A 23,068-nucleotide genomic window follows, 5' to 3' on the forward strand; every position below is an offset into this window, starting at 1 on the left:
GCCTCTTTGGCGACCTGCAATTTGAAACAAACCTCATATCTATTCATGTAACCCTCGGGGTTGGATCAGGTGTCCAACTCCTGGGGGTCACTTCAGGGATGGGTTCACGGCGTCCCCCGCGAATCCACCCCGCCCGGCCAACCACGGCTGTTGCTTTCAGCAACCACCCACGAGGGGCTGCGCCGATGGCTGGAAACTACCCGTAACCGCCATGCACCGGATTGTGACGACGCACCGCCATCACCAACCCGAACCCCGCCAGCAGCGACACCGCCGACGTACCGCCGTAACTGATCAACGGCATCGGCACCCCCACCACCGGCAGCAGGCCGGAAATCATCCCGCCGTTCACCAGCACATAGACGAAGAACGCCAGACCCGTGGCACCCGCCAGCAGGCGCGAGTACGAATCGCGCGACTGGCTGGCGATCCACAGGCAGCGCCCGATCACCACCAGGTACAGCGTCAGCACCAGCGCCACGCCGATCCAGCCGAACTCCTCGCTCAGCACCGAGAACGCGAAGTCGGTGGTCTGCTCGGGAATGAAATTCAGGTGCGACTGCGAGCCTTCGCCCCAGCCCTTGCCGTCGAAACCGCCGGAACCAATGGCGATCTTCGACTGGATGATGTTCCAGCCCGCGCCCAGCGCATCCATTTCCGGGTCGAGGAACATCATGATGCGGTCCTTCTGGTACGGCCGCAGCAACCAGAACCAGGCGACCGGCGCCACCGCTGCCACACCGCCCACGCCCAGCCCCACCCACCACCACGGCAGGCCCGCCAGCAGCAGCACGAACACACCACTGGCGGCGATCAGCACGCCGGTGCCGAAGTCCGGCTGCAGCATCACCAGCCCGGTCGGCACACCGATGATCACCATCGCCACCAGCACCGTGTTGAAGCGCGGCGGCAGCGGCATCTTGTGCAGGTACCAGGCCACCATCATCGGCAGGCTGACCTTGAGCAGTTCGGCCGGCTGCAGGTAGAAGAACTTGAGGTCCAGCCACTGCCGGCCGTATTTCCCCGTTCCCAGCGCGAACACCGCCAGCAACGGGATCATCGAGATGGCGTAGATCAGTGGCGTGGCCGAGCGGATGCGCAGGATCGGCGCCCGCGAAATGCCCCACATCGCCGCCAGGCCCACGGCAAAACGCACGCCCTGCGCCATCACCAGGCCATCGCCGCCAGCACTCTTCAACGTCGCCAGGCCGATCACCATCAGCGCGCCCAGGGCCAGGCACAGCAGCCAGTCGAGGCTGCTGAAGAACCGCTGCAGCATTTCCCCGGCCCAGCGCAAGAAGGCGCTCATCGGCTGGCCTCCGCCGCGACGGTCGGGCGAGGACCGACGGGCAACGCCGCAGCAGATGGCGAACCCGGAACCGGTGCCGGCGCCGGTGGCGGTGCGGGCATGCCGATCAGCACCGGGTGCTCGCCCAGCTCGGCGGCGGCGGCGTCGCCGGCCGGGCGCGCGTTCACGTCCTCATTGTCGAAGGCGGTGATGCCGATGGCGGTGGTGCCGCGTTCGCTGTCCAGCGGCTGCATGCCTTCAGGCATCTTGCCCAGCAGCCAGGCATCGAAGATCTTGCGCGCGATCGGTGCGGCCGCCGCGCCGCCGTAACCGCCGCCTTCCACGGCGATGGCCAGCGCGATCACCGGCTGCTCGGCCGGCGCGAAGCCGACGAACAGCGCACGGTGGCGCAGGTGCATCGGCAGGCTTCTGGGATTGACCGCGGCCGTGCCCTTGCGGCTGACGACCTGTGCCGTGCCTGTCTTGCCCGCCATCGTGTACGGCGCGCCGGCCGCCATGCGTGCGGCGCTGCCGCCGGGAAGCATGGTGGCCATCATGCCTTCGCGCACGGCCTGAAGATTGTTCGGGTTGGGGCTGACCGGCTTGCTCGGGCCGGGCTCCGCCGCCACCCAGTCGCTGTCGAAACCAGCACGCTGCTGCATCACCAGATGCGGCGTGCGCAGCTGGCCATTGGCCAGGCCGCTGACACCACGGGCCAGCTGCAGCGGGGTGACCTTCCAGTCGCCCTGGCCGATGCTGATGTTCACCGTGTCGCCGGGATACCAGGCTTCCTTGCGGCTTTTCCGCTTGTAGGCCGGCGACGGCAGGATGCCGGAGATCTCGCCGGTCAGATCGATGCCGGTCGGCTGGCCGAAGCCGTAGTACTCCATGTAATGGTCGAACCGCTCGATGCCCAGGTCCAATGCCAGCCGGTAGTAGTACGTATTGACCGACTGCGCGATGGACTTGCGCAGATCGGTCCAGCCGTGACCGCCACGATGCGAATCACCCCAGCCACGCGAGGTGCCCGGCAGGTAGAACATGCCGGTCGACAGCACCTTGTCCTCCGGACGGCGAACGCCCGAATCGAGGCCGGCCAGGCCGATCAGCGGCTTCAGGGTCGAACCGGGGGCAACGCCGCCGAGTACCAGGCGATTGAACTGCGGGCGCGACGGGTTGTCGTTCAGCGCCTTGAAATCGGCATGCGAGATGCCGTTGACGAACAGGTTCGGGTCGTAGGACGGCAGGCTGACCATCGCCAGCACTTCACCGGTACGCGGGTCCATCGCCACGGCCGAGCCTTCCTGATCACCGAAGGCAGCCACCATCGCCCGCTGCAGGTCGGCGTCGATCGACAGCCGCAGGTCGGCGCCGGATTGCGCAGCGACACGGCCGATGGTGCGGATCGCGCGGCCCTGCACGTTGGTCTCGACCTGCTCGTAGCCGACCTTGCCGCGCAGTTCCTGCTCGTAATAGCGCTCCAGGCCGGACTTGCCGATGTGGGTCAATGCGGCATTGCCCTCGCCGAGGATCTCCAGATCCTTGTCGTCGACCCGGCCAACGTAGCCGATGATGTGCGCGAAGAGGTCGCCATAGGGATAGCGACGGGTCAGGTACGGTTCCAGCTCGACGCCGGGAAAGCGCCAGCGGTCCACCGCGAAGCGCGCCATTTCCTCATCGCTCATGCGCAGCTTCAGCGTGACCGGCAGGAACTTGCGGCGCGCCTTGCGCGACTTGTTGAACGCTTCCAGCTCTTCCGGACTGATCTGGATGATCTTCGCCAGCCCTTCTAGGGTGGCGTCCATGTCCTTGACCTTGTCCGGGGTCACATCCAAGCGGAATGCCGGCACGTTCTCGGCCAGCAACCGACCATTGCGGTCATAGATCATGCCGCGCCCGGGCACCACCGGCCGCGGCTTGATGCGGTTGGCTTCGGATCGGGTGGCGTAGATGTCGTGGTCCAGCACCTGCAGCTTGAAGTACCAGCCGCCCAGGCCCAGCAGGCAGACCAGCACGCCGAAGAAGCCCAACGCCGCACGGCGCCGGAACTGTTCGGCTTCGGCGTGCGGATTCTTGACCTGGCGGCGCGGCAGCATGGCTCAGCGCCCGCGCTTGCCGAAGCGCACCGCGTCCAGCAGTACGAACACCAGCGGCCACAGGCCCATGCCCAGCAACGGTGCCCACCAGTACGACCACGGCAGGGTCGGCTCGCCCACCAGGATATGGACCAGCGCGCTGACGATGCGATCGTTGAACAGCAGGCCGCCGATGGCCAGCATCTGCTGCGACATCGGGAAGAAGCGGATGCGCGCGCGGAAGCGCTGCAGGATGAAGGCCAGCATCACCAAGCGCAGCGCCTGCTCGCCCAGCACCCCGCCATACAGCAGGTCGGCGACGACGCCGCTGGCGAAGGCGATGCCGAGGCCGACGCGCTCGGGCGCTTCGATGACCCAGTAGGCAAGCACCAGTGCGAGCCAATAGGGACGCAGCGGCTGCAGCAGCGCGGGCAACGGCAGCAGGCCCAGCAGCAGGGCCACCACCAGGCTGGCCGGCAGCACCCAGCGGTTGTCGCGAAGGCGGCTCATCGCTGCGCCTCCGGCTGCGGTTGGGTGGGCTGCGGTTGAGTTTGCTGCGGTTGCCGGCCAGCGGCCGGCACTACCGGGGAGCTGGCTGGGGGAGAGCCCCCCTCTTGTTGAGGGGGGCGCGCCGAAGGCGCGGGGGTAAGGGAGGATGCGCGGGCAGCCGGATTCGTCGCAGACGAGGACGGCTGCCGGCCAGCGGCCGGCACTACCGGGGTAGCCTGCGTTGCTGCAGGCGCGGGGCCGGTCGGCAGCGCTGTGGCATCGGCCGGGCCACCGGGAGCGGCCTGTTCCATCTGCAGGCGCAGGTTCGGCGGAATGCGGATCGCAGCGCCGGGGCGCAGCAGCAGCACGTCGCGGCCGCGATCAAGCTGCGCGGCCGGTTTCAGTTCGCCCACCAGGAAGGCATGGGTATCGTCCGGGCGCAGCCCGGTGATGGTGCCGACCGGGAATCCGGCAGGGAAGCGGCCACCGAGACCGGACGTGACGATCTCATCGCCCACTTCCACGCCGGCGCTGAGCGGGATGTCGCGCAGTTCCAGCTTGTCGCCGCGGCCGTAGACGATCAGGCGCACGCCATTGCGGGCCACGGTCACCGGCACCGCGTGGTCGGGGTCGGTCAGCAACAGCACGGTAGAGCTGCCCGCGGTCACGCTGATCACCTGGCCCATCAGGCCGCCGGAATCGATCACCGCCTGGCCAACGTGCACGCCTTCGCGGCTGCCGGCGTCCAGCACCAGGCGCTGTTTGACCGGGTCCAGGTCGATGTCCAGGATCGGCGCCAGCTGCACGTCCAGGCCACTGCGCTCGGCCACGTTCAGCAGTTCGCGCAACTGGGCGTTGTCCAGTGCGGCGGTCTGCAGGCGGGTCAGGCGGGCGTTGGCCAGCAGCAGCTGGTTGCGCAGCTCGCGGTTCTCGGTCACCAGCTGGCCGTGGCTGGCGGCGGTGTCACGCACCTGGCCGCCGAGCTTGCCGGGCAGGCCGGCCAGGGCCCACACCGGCTGCACCAGGCTGTTGGCCTGCTCGCGCAGACGCGCCAGCCAGCCAGCCTGGTCGTCGAGGACGATCAAGGTGATTGCCAGTGCGAGATAGGCCAGCAGCCGCAGCGGGCTGGCGGCATCACCGGATCGGGAAGCGACGGGAGGTCCGGCGTAGGGCGGCACGGCAGCGATTCAACTGGCAGAAGGCGGAAGGGAAACACGCGGGCGCCCCGCCGGTGCCGACCCGCCGATGTGGCGGGCCGCACCCCGGAGGGGCGCTGCGGGCGCAGGCAGCCGGGACGGCTTATTCCGGCGCAAAGAACTCGTTGCCGTGCATGTCGACCAGTTCCAGCGCACGACCGCCACCGCGGGCCACGCAGGTCAGCGGGTCATCAGCCACCTGCACGTGCAGACCGGTTTCCTCGGAAATCAGGCGGTCCATGTCGCGCAGCAGGGCGCCACCACCGGTCAGCACGATGCCGCGCTCGGCGACGTCGGCGCACAGTTCCGGCGGGGTCTGTTCCAGTGCCAGCTTGACCGCGCTGACAATGCCAGACAGCGGCTCGTGCAGCGCTTCAAGCACTTCGTTGGAGCTGATCTTGATCATCTTCGGCACGCCCTCGGCGAGGTTGCGGCCGGAGATTTCCATCTCGATCGCTTCCGCCTGCGGGTAGGCACAGCCCAGTTCGACCTTGATGCGCTCGGCGGTGGCTTCACCGATCAGCATGCCGTGGTTGCGGCGCACGTAGTTGGTGATCGATTCGTCGAAGCGGTCGCCGCCGATACGCACCGAGGCGGAATAGACGATGCCGTTGAGCGAGATCACCGCCACTTCAGTGGTGCCGCCGCCGATATCGATGACCATCGAGCCACGGGCCTCGGTGACCGGCATGCCGGCACCGATCGCAGCCGCCATCGGTTCTTCGATCAGGAACACGTCGCGGGCACCGGCCTCCTCGGCCGATTCCTTGATGGCGCGGCGCTCGACCTGGGTCGAGCCGGCCGGCACGCAGACCAGTACGCGCGGGCTCGGGCGCAGGAAGCGCGACTTGTGCACCTTCTTGATGAAGTGCTTGAGCATCGCCTCGGTGTAGGTGAAGTCGGCGATGACACCGTCCTTCATCGGGCGGATGGTGGTGATGTGGCCCGGGGTACGGCCAAGCATCTGCTTGGCCTCGGCGCCAACGGCTGCCACCGACCGGGTACCACCAATGGCGCGATCCTGGCGCACAGCGACCACGGACGGCTCGTTCAGCACGATTCCCTGACCACGCACATAGATGAGGGTGTTGGCCGTGCCCAGGTCGATGGACAGGTCATTGGAGAACATGCCGCGCAGTTTCTTGAACATCTGGGAGTTGATCCTGAGGGGTGTCGCGCCCAACGCGGGATGGCGAAAAAATGGGCAGAAATCGAGGTCGACAAGCCTAGCAACCTGCCTGCCGCCGAGCAAGGAGAAAACTAGCTGAACCCGCGCCTTCACAGGCTTTCGGCCTGATCGGGCATCACCCGGTTCTGGCCCTGAGCGGCACCAGCGGGTAACCTTTGCGCCGTCGGGCGCCCAAGGGCGCCGTTTGCTTGCCTGCCGAAGTGGGCAGGCCCACCCCAAAATTCACCGCATAGGCTTACATCGATGTCCGCTCTGATCTGTGGTTCTCTTGCCTTCGACACCATCATGGTGTTCCCGGACCAGTTCAAGAATCACATCCTGCCGGACAAGGTGCACATCCTGAACGTGTCCTTCCTGGTGCCGCGCATGCGCCGCGAGTTCGGCGGCTGCGCCGGCAACATCGCCTACAACCTGCACCTGCTCGGTGGCGATCCGATCCCGATGGGCACGGTGGGTTCGGACTTCGGCCCGTACCGCGAGCACTTCGATGCCCTGGGCATCGACCTCACCCGCGTGCGCGTGATCGATGAGCTGTTCACCCCGCAGGCGTTCATCACCACCGACCACGACAACAACCAGATCACCGCCTTCCACCCGGGCGCGATGATGCGTTCCTACGAAAACCACGTGCGCGACGTGCCGGGCGTCAGCCTGGGCCTGGTCGGCCCGGACGGCCGCGAAGGCATGATCCAGAACGCGCTGGAATTCCACGAAGACGGCGTGCCGTTCATCTTCGACCCGGGCCAGGCCATGCCGCTGTTCAACGGCCCGGAACTGCGGGAGTTCATCGAGCAGGCCGATTACGTGGTGGTCAACGACTATGAGTCGAACCTGCTGCAGGAACGCACCGGCTGGAACGAAAAAGAGATCGTCAGCCGGGTCAAGGCCTACATCACCACCCGCGGCCCGAAGGGCGCAGTGATCCACACCCCGGAAAAGAGCTACGACATCCCGCCGGCGCACGAGCGCCGCGTGGTCGATCCGACCGGCTGTGGCGACGCGTTCCGCGCCGGCCTGATCTACGGCATCCAGAAGGGCTTCGACTGGCTGACCATCGGCCGCATGGGCAACCTGATGGGCGCGCTGAAGGTCGAGCACCCGGGCACCCAGAACCAGCGCTTCACCTTCGATGAGTTCAACGAGCAGTTCAAGCAGCAGTTCGGTTACGCGTTGAACGCGTAAACGAACTGCCCGCGCATTTCTCCTTATCCCCGCGCCTTCGGCGCGCCCCCTTGAACAACAAGGGGGCTCTCCACCCGAGGCGCTATCGGGAATGCTTCTGGCGGGAATGCCTCTGGTAGGTGTCGACCTTGGTCGACACTGTCGGCCAACGGCCGGCACCGCATCGCCGCCCCGCCCTTCCGGCTCAGGGCCTGGCCTTCGGCAACCGGTACAGCTCTTTCTCGTAGGCCAGCGTGCCCCACATCGCGTAGGCATGTGCGCGCCGTGCCAGTTCCGGCCGCAGCGGCTGCGGCTGCAGCTGGTCGCTGGCCGGGTCGTAGCGGAAGCCCTGCGCTGGCTTGTCCGGCTGCAGGATGGCCACGTCGTTGCCCTCCATCCACGCCAGATTGCGGTCGTACTGCATCAGCGCGCGTCCGGGCTGCAGCCGCTGCAGGTCGGTCAGGTCCTGGCCAACGGTGGGGGTGGCATCGGCAATGCCCAGCAATGACAACAGCGTCGGCGGCAGATCGATCTGGCTGACGATGCGGGCATCGCGGCGCGCCCCGATGCCGCCGCCAAGGATCAACCCGGGAATATGGAAGTTGCCGATCGGCACCATGTTCTTGCCGAACACCCGCGAATCATGGTCGGCCACCACCAGGAACACGGTGTCCTGCCAGTACGGTGAGGCCATCGCCTTGCGGAAGAACTCGCCCAGCGCGTAGTCGGCGTACTTGGCGGCGTTGTCGCGGGTCTGCTTCGGTTGCTCGTACAGGTCGATTCGGCCGTCGGGGAACTCGAAGGGATCGTGGTTGCTGGAGGTGAACACCAGGCCGAAGAACGGCGTGCCCTGCGCTTTCAGCTGCCGGAACTGCTGGTCGGCGCGAGCGAACAGATCCTCGTCCGACGCGCCCCAGGAGCCGACGAAGGCCGGCTTCCGGTAATCCTTGCGGTCCACGATGCGGGTGAAGCCATTGGCGAGGAAGAACTCGCGCATGTTGTCGAAGTGGCTTTCGCCGCCGTAGTAGAAGCCGGTGTCGTAGCCATGCCGCCCCAGCACATCGGCCAGGGTGAAAAAGCGCTGGCGGCTGGCAGGCAGCTTCACCACCGATTCGGCCGGGGTCGGCGGGAACCCGGTCAGGACCGCCTCGATGCCGCGCACCGAACGCGTGCCGGTGGCATACAGCCGCTCGAACGCCCAGCCCTGCCTGCTCAGGCGGTCGTAGTTGGGCGACAACGGTCGTCCGCCGAGACTGCCGATGAACTGCGCACCCAGGCTTTCTTCCAGCACGATCACCAGATTGCGCGGTTTGCCCTGGTACTGCGGCGGACGCAGCGCCAGGCTCGGCAGTGCGTCGGAGACGTATGCCGATGCCGGCAGGCCGCTGCTGGCGCGCAGTTCGCTGACCACCTCGGCAAGTGGCAGGTCACCGTAGACGCGAGAGGTTTCGCTGCGGGTCGCCAGTTGCCGCGCGGCATAGCCGACGGTGTACAGCGAATTCAGCGGCAAGGCGTTGATGGTGGGGTCGGTGGAGAATGCCACCAGCGCCGGATTCAAGGGCCGATGACCCAGGCTGGAACGCACGCCCAGCGCCGCCAGCAGCAGCACCAGCAACGCCAATGGCAGCCGCCACAGCCACCCGGCTTCGACTGCGAGCGCCGGGCTGTTGCCGACCCAGCGCCGCGACCCGCGAAGCAATGCCCAGAACAGCACGATCACCGCGGCAACTTCGATCACCACGGCCAGCAGATGGCCGCGCAGCAGCGTCATCCCGACTTCTTCGGGATAGATCAGATACTCCAGGAACAGGCGATTGGGGCGCAGGCCGTACTCGGCCATGAAACTCGGCGTGGCCAACTCCATGAACACCAGCAGCACGCTCGCCAGGATCAGCCACCACCGCAACAGATGGCGCCACGCGCGGCCCACGCGTCCCTCCAGCGGCAACAGCAGCGCCAGCACCGCAGGGATGCCGTACAGCAGGCACAGGGTCGACACATCCACCCGCAGCCCCTGCAGCAACACCGTGGACCAGCCGTCGGCAGCACTCACCCGCGCGGCATGCCACAGCGACAGCCCCAGCCGGGACAACGACAGGGCGACCAGGCCAAACAGGAAGAAGGCGGCAATCGGACACAGACGCCGGTACAGCGACACCCACGCAGCTCGGAGCATGAAAGGAATCCAGAAATGGAGCAAAGGACACCCATGCCCCATCCTTGGCAGCGGGCCACACCGGACAACGTGTTACCCGACACCACCGCCAGCGCAGCGGAACTTCCCGCCGGCACCTTCAGCATCCACCTCAGCTTCAATCGGGTCGCGGAAGTGCGCGGCGATGGTTCCGCAACCGTCTCCGCTTCAACCCCGGCGGGACACTCCAAGAACGTCCAGCCGGCCGCGCACAATACACTGTGATGACAGTCGGCAGTTGACCTCTGGCTTGCCCCCAGACTCCCGCCAGCGCGCGCAGAGGGCGCCGCGCTAGTGCCGCCAGCGCTCCAGCACCGCCCCGCAATCGGCCAGGTGCCAACAGGCCATGCCCGGCCACGGGTTGTCCGGGGCATTGACCAGAAGCGTACGGCTGCCCGCCGCGCGGCCGCATTCCAGATCGAAGCGATAGTCGCCTACCATCACCACCTGCGCGGGCTCAACCTGCCAGCGCTGCTGGAAGTACTGCAGGCCGGCCGGTGAGGGTTTCGGCTCGGCCTCGTCGCGGCCGATGATGTCGTCTTCGGCAAAGACGTCGCCCAGCCCGATCGCCTGCAGGGTGACCTGCGCCAGGCTGCGCACGTTGCGGGTCAGGATGCCCAGCCGGCAGCCGGCGCCCTGCAGCGCGCGTACCAGCGCCACCGCTCCCGTTGCCGGCTGGGAAGCAGCGGCCAGCGCACGCTCGTGCGCCAGCAGCCAGGCGTGCTTGGCGCTGGCCTCTGCGGCCGGCAACCCGGCCAGATGGGTGAGGATGTCATCCTCCTGCGGAATCGCCAGTTCGCGCTTGATCCGCGCGAAATCATGCACCGCCACGGTCAGCGTGCCATCCATGTCGAACACCCAGTGGCGGATCGCCGACAGCGACGACGCAGCCGCCGGTGCCTGCACGGTCAACGCCACCACGCCGGCATGCGGCTGGCATCCACACCACCGGTCTCGAACACGGCCGTGCGCGTGCCACCGGCCTTGACCGGGAATTCGATGCTGATCGACTTGCCCTTGGCCGCCAGCTTCCACAGCGCTTTCTGGTCGGTGATGAACATCGCGATGGCTTCATCGGTCTTCGGCCGCCAGGCCGCCATGGAGATCGGCTTGCCGTCATCCACGGTGACCTTCACCGTGCACTGCGGGCAACGGAAATCGCCGGCCTGCAGCACCAGGTAGGCATGACGCTTCCATTCGGGGTGGTCGCGGAACACCAGCTGCACCGGCTTGGCGCCGCTGCCATCCACATCCACCCGCTCCTTGCTGAAGATCTGCGCCGACACCTGGTTGCCCTTGCTGCCGACCGGAATCTGGTTGTACTGCCACAGCGCCTGCATGCGGCGCAGGTCGCGCGCGGCATCGCCCTTGGCCTTGACCTCGTCGAAGCCGGCGGCGATGCGCTCGGCGGCGGCGGTGTCCTTGTACTGGTCCAGCAGCGAGGCGCCATGCAGGCGCGCACGCTCCCAGTCCTGCGCGGCCACGGCCATGTCGTACTGCTTGGCCACGTCCTCGGCCTTGGCTTCCTTCTGCGCCTGCACGGCGGCCGCGGCGGCCTCCTGCGCCTTGCGTTCTTCCTCGGGGTTGCTGCAGGCGGCCAGGGCCAGGGTGCAGGCGGTGAGCAGGATCAGTCGTTTCATGGCGGAGTCCTTTACGGGTGCATCCCGATTCTATCGGCAGCGAAAAGCGGATACAGCAACGGCGGGTTTCCCCGCCGTTGCTGGTAAAGCAGTATCGGGTTGCCGGCCAGCGGCCGGCACTACCGTTTACTTGGCTTCAGCCTTGGCCAGCATGTCCTGCACCGAGGCGGTGGTGATCGGGTGGTAGCCCGGCTTGGCCTTCTCGAACGCCTGCTTGGCCAGCTCCAGCCCCTTCGGGGTCTTCACCAGTTCAGCGTAGATCGGCAGGATCAGCTTGCGACGACCAACACGCTCGATGAACGCAGCAGCCGCTTCATTGGCCTGCTCGTAACCGCTGCGGATGGTCAGCGGGTACCAGCGCATGGCGATCTCGCCATTCGGGGTGCCAGTGAAGTGGAACGCCTTGTCCAGCGTGGCCAGCTTGTCCAGCGGCTGGGTAGCACCCAGGCCGTCGATGAAGCGGACCCACTCCTGGGTGCTCCACTCGGCAATCACCTGGCTGCTCGGCACGGTGCCGGCGCTGGCGAAGGCGATGCGCGCGGTATCGACGCTGCTGAAATTGCGCGACTGCGCCTTGGCTGCGAACGCCGGAATGCCCGGTTCGTCCAGCCACGCCTTCAGTTCTGCCTCGGTGACCGCCGACGGATTCTTCGGCAGCAGGTTCTTCTTCAGGTACTCGACGAACTGGTCGGTGTTGGCGCTCTGGAAAGCGTGGTCATCGAACCAGCCGCGCAGGAACGGGTCGAAGGTTTCGCGGCCGAAACGCTGTTCCAGGAATTCCAGGAACCACGAACCCTTGACGTAAGCCACCTGGCTCAGGGCTTCGTCCGGGTCACGTTCGTTCAGCGGCGGCAGCGCCAATGCCTGGTCGGCCGGGCTCATGTCCTTCACTTCGGCCAGCAGATCGGTCTGGTCGATCTGCTTTTCCATTTCGGCCATCTCCTTGCCATACAGGGCTTCGGTGATGCGGCCCTGGACGTAGGTGGTGAAGCCTTCGTTGAGCCAGATGTCCTTCCAGCTTGCATTGGTCACCAGGTTGCCCGACCAGCTGTGTGCCAGTTCATGGGCGACCAAAGAGACCAGCGACTTGTCGCCGACGATCACGGTCGGCGTGGCGAAGGTCAGGCGCGGGTTTTCCATGCCGCCGAACGGGAACGACGGCGGCAGCACCAGCATGTCGTAGCGGCCCCAGCGGTATTCGCCGTACAGCTTCTCGGCGGCACCGATCATTTTCTCGGTGTCTTCGAATTCCTTGGCGGCCTTGTTGACCATGGTCGGCTCGGCCCAGACGCCGGAGCGGCCGGAGATCGGCTCGAACACCAGGTCGCCGGCGGCGATCGCCAGCAGGTAGGACGGAATCGGCTGCGGCATCTTGAAGGTGTAGTCACCGTCACGCGCGGCCTTGGGATCGTTGTCGGCGCTCATCAGCACCATCACGTCCGGGCGCGAGACCACGTGCGCGCTGTAGGTGAAGCGCACGCTCGGGGTGTCCTGCAGCGGTACCCAGGAACGGGCGTGGATCGCCTGCGACTGGCTGAACATGAAGGGCAGCTTCTTGCCCTCGGTCATCGACGGCGCCAGCCACTGCAGGCCCGAAGCGGTCGGTGCGGTGTGGTAGGTCACTTCGACCTTGGCCGGCTGTTGCGGGGTTTCGATGGTCAGCTTGCTGCCGAACACCTTGTCGGCCGGGGCCAGCACGAACTGCAGCGGGCTGCGCGCACCGTCAGCGGCGATCGCTTCGACCTTGGCGATGCTCAGCTCGCGGGTGTCCAGCACCAGCTGCTTGGCGTCCTTCTGCTTCCATTCCAGGGTGTAGGTGGCGGTGCCGCCGATCTGCTTCTGGTCGAAGTCCAGCTTCAGGTCCAGCGCGATGTCCTTGACGACGACCTTGTCCGGCTCGGCGTACGAGCTTTCATCGTGGCTGCGGTTTTCGGCGTTCACGGGGGCGGCGGGAGCCTTCTGGGCAGTCGGAGCGGCGGCGGGTGCGGCCGCCTCCTGGGAGCAGCCGGCGGCCAGGGCCACGGCCAGCGGAAGGAGCATCAGCGGATTGCGCATGAATCGGGACCGTTACGGGGAACAAACCCCAATGGTACCTCTCCCCCGGCCGGGAAGCGTTGCGCGGTGCGGGGTAATGGCCGGCCCCGCGATGGCCCGGCAGGTGCCAACCTTGGTTGGCACGGACCTGTCAGCGCTCGCGGACGGGCGTGTGCCAACCAAGGTTGGCACCTACCAGGACCGTGCCGGGACGTTGCGTGGTAGCGCCGGCCGGGCCATGCCCGGCGACCGTCAAGGCTTACAGCTTGTAGCCGGAGTGGATCGAGACGATGCCGCCGGTGAGGTTCTTGTAGTGGCAGCGCTCGAAGCCGGCCTGCCCCATCATCGCCTTCAGTTCTTCCTGCGGCGGATGCTTGCGGATGCTCTCGGCCAGGTACTGGTAGCTGTCCGAATCGTTGGCGAACAGCTTGCCCAGCTTCGGCAGGATCTTGAACGAGTGGAAGTCGTAGATCGGCTTGAACCAGTCGGCGGTGACTTCGGAGAACTCCAGCACACGGGCCTGGCCGCCCACCTTCAGCACGCGGAACATCTCGCGCAGGCCAGCGTCCTTGTCGGTCACGTTGCGCAGACCAAAGGCGATGGTCACCAGGTCGAAGCTGTTGTCCGGGAACGGCAGGGCCTCGGCGTTGCACTGCACGTAGTCCAGGCCCAGCACCAGGCCGCGGTTGGTCAGGCGGTCACGGCCGACCGACAGCATGCCGGCGTTGATGTCGCCCAGCACCACCGAGCCCTCGGCACCGACGCGCTCCTTCAGCAGCGCGGCGATATCGCCGGTGCCACCGGCCAGATCGAGCACGCGGTCACCCGGCTTCACCTGCGCGGTGGCGACGTAGTAGCGCTTCCATGCCCGGTGCACGCCCATGCTCATCAGGTCGTTCATCAGGTCGTAGTTGCGCGCGACCGACGTGAACACCTGGCCGACCAGCTTCTGCTTGTCCTTGGCGTCAACGTCGCGGAACCCGAAATGGGTGGTACCGGATTTGTAGGGGGATTCGCTCATGCCCCCGATTATCGCACCGCCGGGCCCCCGCGGGGAACGCTGGCCGTATCATGGCGCCCCACGACCTACCGGAGCCCCGCATGATCACCACGCCCGACTACCAGGCCCTGCTGCAGACCGCCATTGCCGAAGCCCGCCAGGGGCTGGCCGAGGGCGGTGTGCCGATCGGCGCGGCGCTGTACCACAACGACGGCCGCCTGCTCGGCTGCGGCCACAACCGCCGCGTGCAGGAAGGTGACCCGTCCGTGCATGGCGAAACCGATGCCTTCCGCAAGGCCGGCCGCCAGCGCCGCTACCAGGACACCATCATGGTCACGACCCTGGCCCCGTGCTGGTACTGCTCCGGCCTGGTGCGGCAGTTCAACATCGGCACGGTGGTGGTCGGCGAATCGCGCACTTTCCAGGGCGGCATCGACTGGCTGCGGGAAAACGGCGTCAACGTGATCGACCTGGACAGCCAGGAATGCGTGGACCTGCTTGGCGGTTTCATTGCGCAACATCCGGAAATCTGGAACGAAGACATCGGCGAATGAGCATCCGCCACGGCTGATGAGCCCGCCTTGATGAACGCTTCAGTGCCGGCACAGCCTTGTGCCGGCAGCGTCTGCACGCTTCAACGTGAACTGCTGCGCAGTCAGCTGCGTGCGGTCAACACGCGCCACTAACATCCTGCTGCGCAGCGACGTCTAGGGTGGAATGCAACCGGGGCCCCGCCCCGGATTGGAGCCGACCATGCAAGCGCATGCCGTACGTCCTCGCAGTGACCCGGCCCTGGCCGCGATCTGGAGCCGACTGCAGCAGCAATACGCACTGCACCAGCGCAGTGCCCCGTTCTGGAGCGCCTACCAGGACATGCAGCAGGATCTGCTGCACGACCATCCCCGCGACCTGGTGCGCCTGTGCAATGCGATGGCCGCCATGGCCGAACGCCTGGGTGCGGTTGAACACGCACAGCTGCTGCGCCATCGCCACGCTGGCTGCACATCACGCTGACGCGGCATGCACCGCCGCCCGGGCCACACTGTAATGGGCCCCCACTCCCTTCACCTCCAACCGATTGGATCGTCATGCACGCTGAAGTTCCCGCCATTCCCCCTGTCATCAATGTCGATGCGGAGCTGGATTACTGGCGCCGCCAGCACGCCGATGGCGCACTCGCGCACACCTCGTTCGGCACCTATGTCCCGTGGATCAAGTTCGCCTGTGATTCGCTGATCACCCAGCCACGCGCCAGCAACGCCCAGCGCGATGAGCTGTTCCAGACCCAGTACGCCCTGCAGATCATGCCGCGCCTGAGTGAAGCGCAGGCCCGCGAATTCGTCGAACGCTGCTGGCAGCACGTCTACCTGGCCAGCCCGGTGCGCAGCCAGGAAGCACCGCGCCTGCGCGCCTGAGTCCACGCCTGCTGCACGGCACCTGCACGGCCATGTGCCGATGATCGTCGCCATTCCCGTGGAACGATGACGATGAGCGCAAGGAACCTGTTCAATACGATCGCCAAGAAGGCCGCGGCCGCCACCGGCTCGCCGTGGACCTTCCTGGCCGCAGTGTCGATCGTCGTGCTGTGGGGCATCAGTGGCCCCATATTCAAGTTCAACGACACCTGGCAGCTGGTGATCAACACCGGCACCACCATCATCACCTTCCTGATGGTGTTCCTGATCCAGCACACGCAGAACTCGGACACCGCGGCGATGCAGATCAAGCTGGATGAGCTGATCCGCGCCACCGCCGAGGCCAACAACGAGCTGCTGGACCTGGAAGAGCTGGACGAAGAGCGCCTGGAAGAGATCCGCGCCGAGTACGAAAGAATGGCGCGCGAAGCCGGCGACGCATTGACGCGGGTACGCGCCTGCCGCACCGAGCGGCGCGACGACGAAGCGGTGTAGCCCTGCTCATTGACCGGTAGCGCCGGCCGCTGGCCGGCAACTGCACGATCCCTGTTGATCCCGCGCGCTGCCGGCCAGCGGCCGGCACTACCGGTCTGCGCGCTTACCCGCGCTCGTGCCAGCCGCCGCCCAGCACCTTGTACAGCGTGATGCGGTTGGCCTGCTGCGCCAGCTGTGTCTGCAGCTGGCTCTGCTGCGCGTTGTAGGCGGTACGACGTGCATCCAGCAGGGTGACGAAGCTGTCCAGGCCCGCGTCATAGCGCGCCTGCGACAGGCGGTTGGCCTGCTCGGCCGCTTCCACCAGGCGCTGCTGCGAGGCCGCCTGTTCATCCAGGCTGACATTCAATGCCAGCGCATCGGCGGTTTCGCGGAAACCACTCTGGATCGACTTTTCGTACTGCGCCAGCGCGATATCGCGGTCGGCGTTGGCCACGGCCAGGTTCGCGCGCAGCTTGCCGCCCTGGAAGATCGGCAAGGTGATCTTCGGCAGGAAGCTCCACACCCGCGTACCGCTGTCGAACAGGCCGGACAATTCACCCGAACCACTGCCGATGCTGCCGGTCAGCGAGATGCTGGGGAAGAACGCAGCGCGTGCGGCACCGATGTTGGCATTGGCCGCCAACAGCTGATGTTCCGCCGCCATGATGTCCGGGCGCTGCAGCAGCACGTCGCTGGGCAGGCCAGCCGGCGGTGGTGCCAGCGCAAGCACCTGCGGCGCGATGCTGTCCGGCAGCAGCGCCGGATCCAGCTGGCCACCGGCCAGCAGCGCCAGCGCGTTGCGGTCCTGGGCCAGCTGCCCACGCAGGCGTGCGGCATCGGTACGCGCAGTCTCGACCAGGGTGCGGGTCTGGGTCAGTTCCAACCCCGAACTGCCACCGCGCTCATGGCGTGCTTCGGCCAGGCGCAGCGAATCCTCATAGGTCTTCACCGTGGCTTCGGCGATTTTCAACTGTTGCGCGTCGGCACCGTAGGTCAACCACGCGGTGGCGGTCTCGGCCACCAGGCTCAGCTGCGCGTTGCGGCGGTTGGCGGCTACAGCGAAGTACTGCTGCAGCGCGGCTTCGCTCAGGTTGCGCACGCGGCCGAACAGGTCCAGTTCGAACTCGGCCACGCCGACGCCCGCGCTGAACTGCTCGGTGACCGGCACGTCGCCACCGCGGCGGTCCATCTGCCCGGTCACGGCCACGGCCGGTACCCGGTCTGCGCGCTGCACGCGATACTGGCCACGCGCCTTTTCGACGTTGAGCACGGCCACGCGCAGGTCGCGGTTGTTGTCCAGCGCCTGGCCGATCACCTGCTGCAGGCGCTCGTCGGTGAAGAAGTCACGCCAGCCGACCGCGGCCGCATCGGCCACTTCGCCCTGCGCGGCTTCGGCCGGCCACTGCGACGGAATGGCCGGGGCCACTGCGGTGTTCTTCGGCGCCAGGGTGCCGCAGCCGACAAGCGCCAGTGCCGCAGCGATGGAGAGGAACAGAGATGCACTTTTCATTGGAATGACTTCCATCGGTACTGCCGGATGGCAGGAGGTAGTGCCGGCCGCTGGCCGGCAACCTCATTGGATTCACATCAAGCGATCAGCAGCTGCCGGCCAGCGGCCGGCACTACCGTTTCAAATCAGCTGGTGGCGTTGCGCTTCTTGAACACGCGCTGCACCACGACGAAGAACAGCGGCACGAAGAACACGCCGAGTACGGTGCCGACCACCATGCCACCGAGCACGCCGGTGCCGATCGCCTGCTTGGCGCCGGAGCCGGCACCGCTGGAGATTGCCAGCGGCAGCACGCCCATGCCGAAGGCCAGCGAGGTCATGATGATCGGGCGCAGACGGTCGCGGACCGCGTGCATCGTCGCTTCGATCAGCCCCGCGCCCTTCTCCAGATGCTCCTTGGCGAACTCGACGATCAGGATCGCGTTCTTGCTGGTCAAACCCACCGTGGTCAGCATCGCCACCTGGAAATAGATGTCGCGCTCCATGCCACGGAAGGTATTGGCCAGCACCGCACCGAGGATGCCCAGCGGCGCCACCAGCAGCACCGAGGTCGGCACGCTCCAGCTTTCATACAACGCGGCAAGGCACAGGAACACGATCATCAGCGACAGGGTGTACAGCAGCGGCGTCTGCGAGCCCGCCTGGCGTTCCTGGTAGGACATCGCCGTCCACTCGACGCCGAAGCCCGCCGGCAACTGCTTGGCCAGCTGTTCGATCTCGGCCATGGCATCACCGGACGCCACGCCCGGGGCCGGTTCGCCCTGGATTTCGGTAGCCGACACGCCGTTGTAGCGTTCCAGGCGCGGCGAGCCGTAGTCCCAATGCTTGCTGGCGAAGGCGCTGAACGGAACCATCTCGCCCTTGTCGTTCTTCACCGACCAGAGATCGAAGTCCTCCGGCACCATGCGGAACGGCTGGTCAGCCTGCACGAACACGCGCTTGACGCGGCCGCGATCGATGAAGTCATCGATGTACGAGCTGCCCCACGCGGTGGCCAGAGTGGTGTTGACCTGGTCGATCGACAGGCCCAGCGAGCTGGCCTTGGCCACATCGATATCGATGCGGAACTGCGGGGTGTCTTCCTGGCCGTTCGGTCGCACGTTGGCCAGCTTCTTGCTGCCGGCCGCCAGGCCCAGCAGCTGGTTGCGGGCCGCCAGCAATGCCTCGTGGCCCTGGCCGCTGTTGTCCTTCAGGAAGAACGTGTAGCCGGAGGCCGTACCCAGTTCCGGAATGGCCGGCGGCGGGAAGGCAAAGATGAAGGCATCCTTGATCTGCCCCAGCGCGGCCATCGCACGTCCGGTGATCGGCATCACGCCGTCGTCGGCGTCACGATCCTTCCAGTCCTTCAACTTGACGAAGGCCATGCCCGCGTTCTGGCCCATGCCGGCGAAGCTGAAGCCCTGCACCGAGAACACCGATTCGACCGCACCCTTCTCGTTTTCCATGAAGTGCTTTTCGAGCGCGGCGATCGATTCCAGCGTGCGCTCCTGGGTTGCGCCCACCGGCGCCTGCACCAGCGCCATCAGCACGCCCTGGTCTTCGTTGGGCAGGAACGAGCTGGGCAGGCGCACGAACAGCACGCCCATCAGCAGGAACAGCGCGGCCACGATGCCCATAAACCGCCACGGGCGATGCAGAATGCCGCGCACGCCGCGCTGGTAGCTCTCGCTGGTGCGGTCGAAGCCACGGTTGAAGCCGTTGAAGAAGCGACCGGCGAAACCGCGGTGGGCGACATGGTGCTCCCCCTTCTTCAGCGGCTTGAGCATGGTGGCGCACAGCGCTGGCGTCAGCACGATCGCGACCAGCACCGACAACGCCATCGCCGACACGATCGTCGCCGAGAACTGCCGGTAGATCACGCCGGTGGAGCCGCTCATGAAGGCCATCGGCACGAACACCGCCGACAGCACCAGGCCGATACCCACCAGCGCGCCGGTGATCTGGCTCATCGACTTGCGGGTGGCTTCCAGCGGCGACAGGCCCTCTTCGGACATGATGCGCTCGACGTTCTCCACCACCACGATGGCATCGTCCACCAGCAGGCCGATGGCCAGCACCATCGCGAACATGGTCAGCATGTTCACCGAGAAGCCAAGCACCGACAGCACGCCAAAGGTACCCAGCAACACCACCGGCACGGCGATGGTCGGGATCAGGGTGGCGCGGAAGTTCTGCAGGAACAGGTACATCACCACGAATACCAGCACGATCGCTTCGAGCAGGGTCTGCACCACGCCCTTGATCGACACGCGCACGAACGGGGTGGTGTCGTACGGGATCTCGGCCTTCAGGCCGGCCGGGAAGAAGCCTTCCAGTTCCTTCAGCGTTTCATCGACACCGGCAGCGGTATCCAGCGCGTTGGCGCCGGTGGCCAGGGTGACCGCCAGGCCGCTGGCCGGCTGCCCGTTGTAGCGGGTGACGAAGTCGTACGACTCGGCGCCCAGCTCGACGCGGGCTACATCGCCCAGGCGCAGTTCGGCACCGTCCTGCGCACCGCGCACGATGATGTTGCGGAACTGTTCCGGGGTCTGCAGGCGCGACTGCGCGTTGATGGTGGCGTTGAGCTGCTGGCCCTTCACCGACGGCGCACCACCCAGCTGGCCGATGGCCACCTGCGCGTTCTGTGCCTTCACCGCAGCGACCACTTCCGGCACCGACATGCCGTAGGTGTGCAGCTTGTTCGGGTCCAGCCAGATGCGCATGGCGTACTTGCCACCGAACACCTGGATGTTGCCCACGCCCGGAACGCGGCTGAGACGGTCCACGACGTTGGAACCGACGTAGTCGGCGATGTCGTTGGCATCCATGCTGCCGTCTTCGGACACGAACGCGATGACGTTCAGGAAGCCCGAGCTGGACTTGGCCACGTTGATGCCCTGCCGCTGCACTTCCTGCGGCAGCAGCGGCATCGCCAGCTGCAGCTTGTTCTGCACCTGCACCTGGGCGATGTCGGGGTTGGTCCCGCTCTCGAAGGTCAGGGTGATGGTGGCCTGGCCATTGGACGAACTGTTGGAGGAGAAATAGATCAGGCCATCAAGGCCCTTCATGTTCTGCTCGATGATCTGCGTCACCGAGTCTTCGACCACCTTGGCCGAAGCACCCGGGTAGCTGGCGCTGATTTCCACCGCCGGCGGTGCGACGTTGGGGTACATCGAGATCGGCAGCTTGAACAGGGCCAGGCCGCCGGCGAGCATGATGATGATCGCGATGACCCACGCGAAGATGGGTCGATCGATGAAGAAACGTGCCATGGAGTTCTCCGCTTACTTCGCGCCTGCGGCCGCAGCTGCAGGTTGGGCGGCGGCCGGCTTGGCCGGGGCGGCGCCCTGTTCGGTGGCATTCACGGGCATGCCCGGGCCGATCTTCTGCAGGCCTTCGACGATGACCTTGTCGCCAGCCTTCAGGCCGTCCTCGACCAGCCACTTGTCGCCGACGGTGCGGCTGACCTTGACCGGGCGCACTTCGACCTTGTTGTCCTTGCCGACCACCATTGCACTGGTATCGCCCTTCGGATCGCGGGCGATGCCCTGCATCGGCACCAGCACCGCATCGCTGCGCACACCGCCGCCGATCACCGCGCGCACGTACATGCCCGGCATCAGCAGGCCATCGGGGTTGTCGACCCTGACCCGCAGCGCGAAGCTGCCGGTGGCCGGATCGACGCTGACTTCGGAGAACTCGAGCGTGCCCTTGTGTTCGAAGGTGCTGCCGTCTTCCATCAGGATGCTGACCGGCGTCTGCTGGTTGTCCTGCAGGCGGCCGGCGGCCAGTTCGCGGCGCAGCTGCAGCAGCTCGGCCGAGGACTGGGTCAGGTCGACGTAGATCGGGTCCAGCTGCTGCACGGTTGCCAGCGCCGTGGCCTGGCCGGCGCTGACCAGCGCGCCCTGGGTGACGCTGGACTTGCCGATGCGGCCGCTGATCGGCGCGGTGATGCGCGCATAGCCGAGGGTCACGTTGGCGGCATCCAGTGAGGCCTTGGCGGCGCCGACATCGGCCTCTGCCTGCTTCTGCGCGGCCACGGCGTTTTCCAGATCCTGCTGGCTGACCGCGTCGACCTTGGCCAGCTCGGTGATGCGCTTGGCGCTCAGCCGCGCCGCATTGGCGGTGGCTTCGGCGCGGGCCAGCTGTGCACGCGCACTGTTGGCCTGGGCGCGGTAGCTGGCGTCCTCGATCTGGTACAGCGGCTCGCCGGCCTTGACCATCCCACCCTCGGTGAACAGGCGCTTGGCGACGATGCCGTTGACCTGCGGGCGCACTTCGGCCACCAGGAAGGCGTTGGTGCGGCCCGGCAGCTCACGGGTCAGCCCGACGGTCTCGGACTTCAGCGTGACCACGCTGACCTGGCCCGGTCCCTGTTCGGGTGCCTGGGGTTGGCCGCCACAGGCAGCGACGGTGGCAGCGATCGCCAGCGACAACGCGAAGGGTCGGATTCGGCTCAGCAACATGATGGGAATGGCTCTTGAAGGGAGGGATCTCAGCAGGTGCTGATACGACGGTCCCTCCCCTTGCAGGAGTGAAGACCGCGCGGACAGCGCCCACCCGCGTGAAGTGGGAGCCGGGACAGGCCTGCCACGCACACGACGGGAATGATGGGAGGGAAATATACATACATGCGTGTTTGTTTGTAAAGCGGTACAATTCAGCCACGTTTCACCCGCACTCGTACCCGCTCATGGCCCGCAAAACCAAAGAGGACACCCAGGCAACCCGCGAAGGCATCCTGGATGCCGCCGAAGCCTGTTTCCACGAACACGGCGTGGCCCGGACCACGCTGGAGATGATCGGTGCCCGCGCCGGCTACACCCGCGGCGCCGTGTACTGGCATTTCAAGAACAAGGGCGAGGTGCTGACCGCGATCGTCGAACGGGTGCACCTGCCCTTCATGCAGGAGCTGGAGCGCACCTCCACCGACCAGCGCGACACGCCGGTGCATGACCTGCGCGCGGTGATGATCCACTCGTTCATCGAGCTGTCCGAGGACGAGCGCCTGCGCAAGACCATGGAGATCATGCTGCGCAGCGATGCCTCGGCCGACACCAGGGTGCTGACCGAACTGCAGCAGAGCGGTTTCCGCGATGCCCTGGACCGGATGGAACGCGCCCTGCGCCGTGCCCAGGACCTGGGCCAGCTGCGCGACGGCGCCGACCCGAAGATCGCCGCGCGCATGCTGCACGCCACCGTGCTCGGCGTGCTGCACGGGGCGATGGTCGAACCGGACCTGATGGACCTCAAGCGCGACGGCATGCTGGCGCTGGACATGACCCTGGCCGCCTACGTGAAGGAAGGCGTGTTCGTACCGGGTTCGGTGCCCGAGCCGCTGCCGGAGGCGTGACGGCGCCGCCGGGCATGGCCCGGCGCTACCGCAGATTCGGCCACAAAGGTAGCGCCGGGCCATGCCCGGCG

General features: G+C 66.6%; 19 protein-coding genes. 6 read left to right on the plus strand and 13 right to left on the minus strand.

Annotated elements, in window-relative coordinates; translation table 11 throughout:
- Positions 1-196 precede the first annotated feature (196 nt).
- The 5 genes from rodA to J2X70_RS15890 form a co-directional block, all read right to left on the minus strand.
- Entirely contained in the window at positions 197-1,309 is a 1,113-nt protein-coding gene (gene rodA / locus J2X70_RS15870) for a rod shape-determining protein RodA (protein ID WP_025877247.1), read from the minus strand.
- Positions 1,306-3,384 carry a penicillin-binding protein 2 gene (gene mrdA / locus J2X70_RS15875; protein ID WP_032976538.1) on the minus strand — a complete coding sequence of 693 codons (2,079 nt, stop codon included), beginning with the start codon at positions 3,382-3,384 and terminating at the stop codon, positions 1,306-1,308. Before mrdA ends, rodA begins: the two co-directional genes overlap by 4 nt.
- Positions 3,385-3,387: 3 nt before the next feature.
- Complete coding sequence (mreD, locus tag J2X70_RS15880; protein ID WP_025877251.1) at positions 3,388-3,873, minus strand: rod shape-determining protein MreD; 486 nt, start codon at positions 3,871-3,873, stop codon at positions 3,388-3,390.
- Positions 3,870-5,030: a rod shape-determining protein MreC gene (mreC, locus tag J2X70_RS15885; protein ID WP_301865571.1), complete on the minus strand. Its 1,161-nt coding sequence runs from the start codon at positions 5,028-5,030 to the stop codon at positions 3,870-3,872. Before mreC ends, mreD begins: the two co-directional genes overlap by 4 nt.
- Positions 5,031-5,151: 121 nt before the next feature.
- On the minus strand, positions 5,152-6,198 hold the full coding sequence (locus J2X70_RS15890; RefSeq protein WP_025877255.1) for a rod shape-determining protein: 1,047 nt from the start codon (positions 6,196-6,198) through the stop codon (positions 5,152-5,154).
- Between the two features lie 282 nt (positions 6,199-6,480).
- On the opposite strand from J2X70_RS15890, the gene J2X70_RS15895 reads away from it, so the two are divergent.
- Positions 6,481-7,419 (plus strand): carbohydrate kinase family protein, encoded by a 939-nt coding sequence (locus J2X70_RS15895; protein WP_059065157.1) that lies wholly within the window; start codon positions 6,481-6,483, stop codon positions 7,417-7,419.
- A gap of 184 nt (positions 7,420-7,603) precedes the next feature.
- Here the strand turns inward: J2X70_RS15895 and J2X70_RS15900 are convergent, their stop codons facing one another.
- From J2X70_RS15900 to ubiE, 5 genes are all read right to left on the minus strand, one after another.
- Positions 7,604-9,574, minus strand: coding sequence for an LTA synthase family protein (locus J2X70_RS15900; RefSeq protein WP_309911169.1), 1,971 nt, complete (start codon positions 9,572-9,574; stop codon positions 7,604-7,606).
- Positions 9,575-9,883: 309 nt separating this feature from the next.
- Positions 9,884-10,513 (minus strand): HAD family hydrolase, encoded by a 630-nt coding sequence (locus J2X70_RS15905; RefSeq protein ID WP_343238831.1) that lies wholly within the window; start codon positions 10,511-10,513, stop codon positions 9,884-9,886.
- Positions 10,501-11,232, minus strand: a complete 732-nt coding sequence (locus J2X70_RS15910) for a hypothetical protein (protein ID WP_223486683.1) — start codon at positions 11,230-11,232, stop codon at positions 10,501-10,503. Before J2X70_RS15910 ends, J2X70_RS15905 begins: the two co-directional genes overlap by 13 nt.
- A 126-nt stretch (positions 11,233-11,358) precedes the next feature.
- Positions 11,359-13,287, minus strand: a complete 1,929-nt coding sequence (locus J2X70_RS15915) for a M1 family metallopeptidase (RefSeq protein WP_025877267.1) — start codon at positions 13,285-13,287, stop codon at positions 11,359-11,361.
- A 238-nt stretch (positions 13,288-13,525) separates the two neighbouring features.
- Complete coding sequence (gene ubiE, locus J2X70_RS15920; protein ID WP_025877269.1) at positions 13,526-14,287, minus strand: bifunctional demethylmenaquinone methyltransferase/2-methoxy-6-polyprenyl-1,4-benzoquinol methylase UbiE; 762 nt, start codon at positions 14,285-14,287, stop codon at positions 13,526-13,528.
- An 80-nt stretch (positions 14,288-14,367) separates the two neighbouring features.
- On the opposite strand from ubiE, the gene J2X70_RS15925 reads away from it, so the two are divergent.
- The 4 genes from J2X70_RS15925 to J2X70_RS15940 all read left to right on the plus strand — a co-directional run bounded on the left by J2X70_RS15925 (position 14,368) and on the right by J2X70_RS15940 (position 16,176).
- Positions 14,368-14,820, plus strand: a complete 453-nt coding sequence (locus J2X70_RS15925; protein WP_005411083.1) for a nucleoside deaminase — start codon at positions 14,368-14,370, stop codon at positions 14,818-14,820.
- A 199-nt stretch (positions 14,821-15,019) separates the two neighbouring features.
- Entirely contained in the window at positions 15,020-15,280 is a 261-nt protein-coding gene (locus tag J2X70_RS15930) for a hypothetical protein (protein WP_025877271.1), read from the plus strand.
- 74 nt (positions 15,281-15,354) lie between these two features.
- On the plus strand, positions 15,355-15,681 hold the full coding sequence (locus J2X70_RS15935) for a hypothetical protein (protein WP_025877273.1): 327 nt from the start codon (positions 15,355-15,357) through the stop codon (positions 15,679-15,681).
- A 72-nt stretch (positions 15,682-15,753) separates the two neighbouring features.
- Positions 15,754-16,176: a low affinity iron permease family protein gene (locus J2X70_RS15940; RefSeq protein ID WP_025877275.1), complete on the plus strand. Its 423-nt coding sequence runs from the start codon at positions 15,754-15,756 to the stop codon at positions 16,174-16,176.
- A gap of 103 nt (positions 16,177-16,279) precedes the next feature.
- Here J2X70_RS15940 and smeF read toward each other — a convergent pair whose 3' ends face one another.
- From smeF to smeD, 3 genes are all read right to left on the minus strand, one after another.
- Positions 16,280-17,680, minus strand: coding sequence for a multidrug efflux RND transporter outer membrane subunit SmeF (smeF, locus tag J2X70_RS15945; protein WP_309911174.1), 1,401 nt, complete (start codon positions 17,678-17,680; stop codon positions 16,280-16,282).
- A 110-nt stretch (positions 17,681-17,790) separates the two neighbouring features.
- Positions 17,791-20,916 (minus strand): multidrug efflux RND transporter permease subunit SmeE, encoded by a 3,126-nt coding sequence (smeE, locus tag J2X70_RS15950; protein WP_309911176.1) that lies wholly within the window; start codon positions 20,914-20,916, stop codon positions 17,791-17,793.
- 12 nt (positions 20,917-20,928) lie between these two features.
- Positions 20,929-22,110, minus strand: a complete 1,182-nt coding sequence (gene smeD / locus J2X70_RS15955; protein ID WP_032976547.1) for a multidrug efflux RND transporter periplasmic adaptor subunit SmeD — start codon at positions 22,108-22,110, stop codon at positions 20,929-20,931.
- A 227-nt stretch (positions 22,111-22,337) separates the two neighbouring features.
- Between smeD and smeT the strand changes: the two genes are divergently transcribed.
- The gene (gene smeT / locus J2X70_RS15960; RefSeq protein WP_025877280.1) at positions 22,338-22,997 is read left to right on the plus strand and encodes an efflux transporter SmeDEF transcriptional repressor SmeT; all 660 of its coding nucleotides are present in this window, start codon (positions 22,338-22,340) and stop codon (positions 22,995-22,997) included.
- The last annotated feature ends 71 nt before the right edge of the window (positions 22,998-23,068 follow it).

The sequence above is a fragment of the Stenotrophomonas sp. 1337 genome, assembly GCF_031455455.1.
GTDB lineage: Bacteria > Pseudomonadota > Gammaproteobacteria > Xanthomonadales > Xanthomonadaceae > Stenotrophomonas > Stenotrophomonas indicatrix.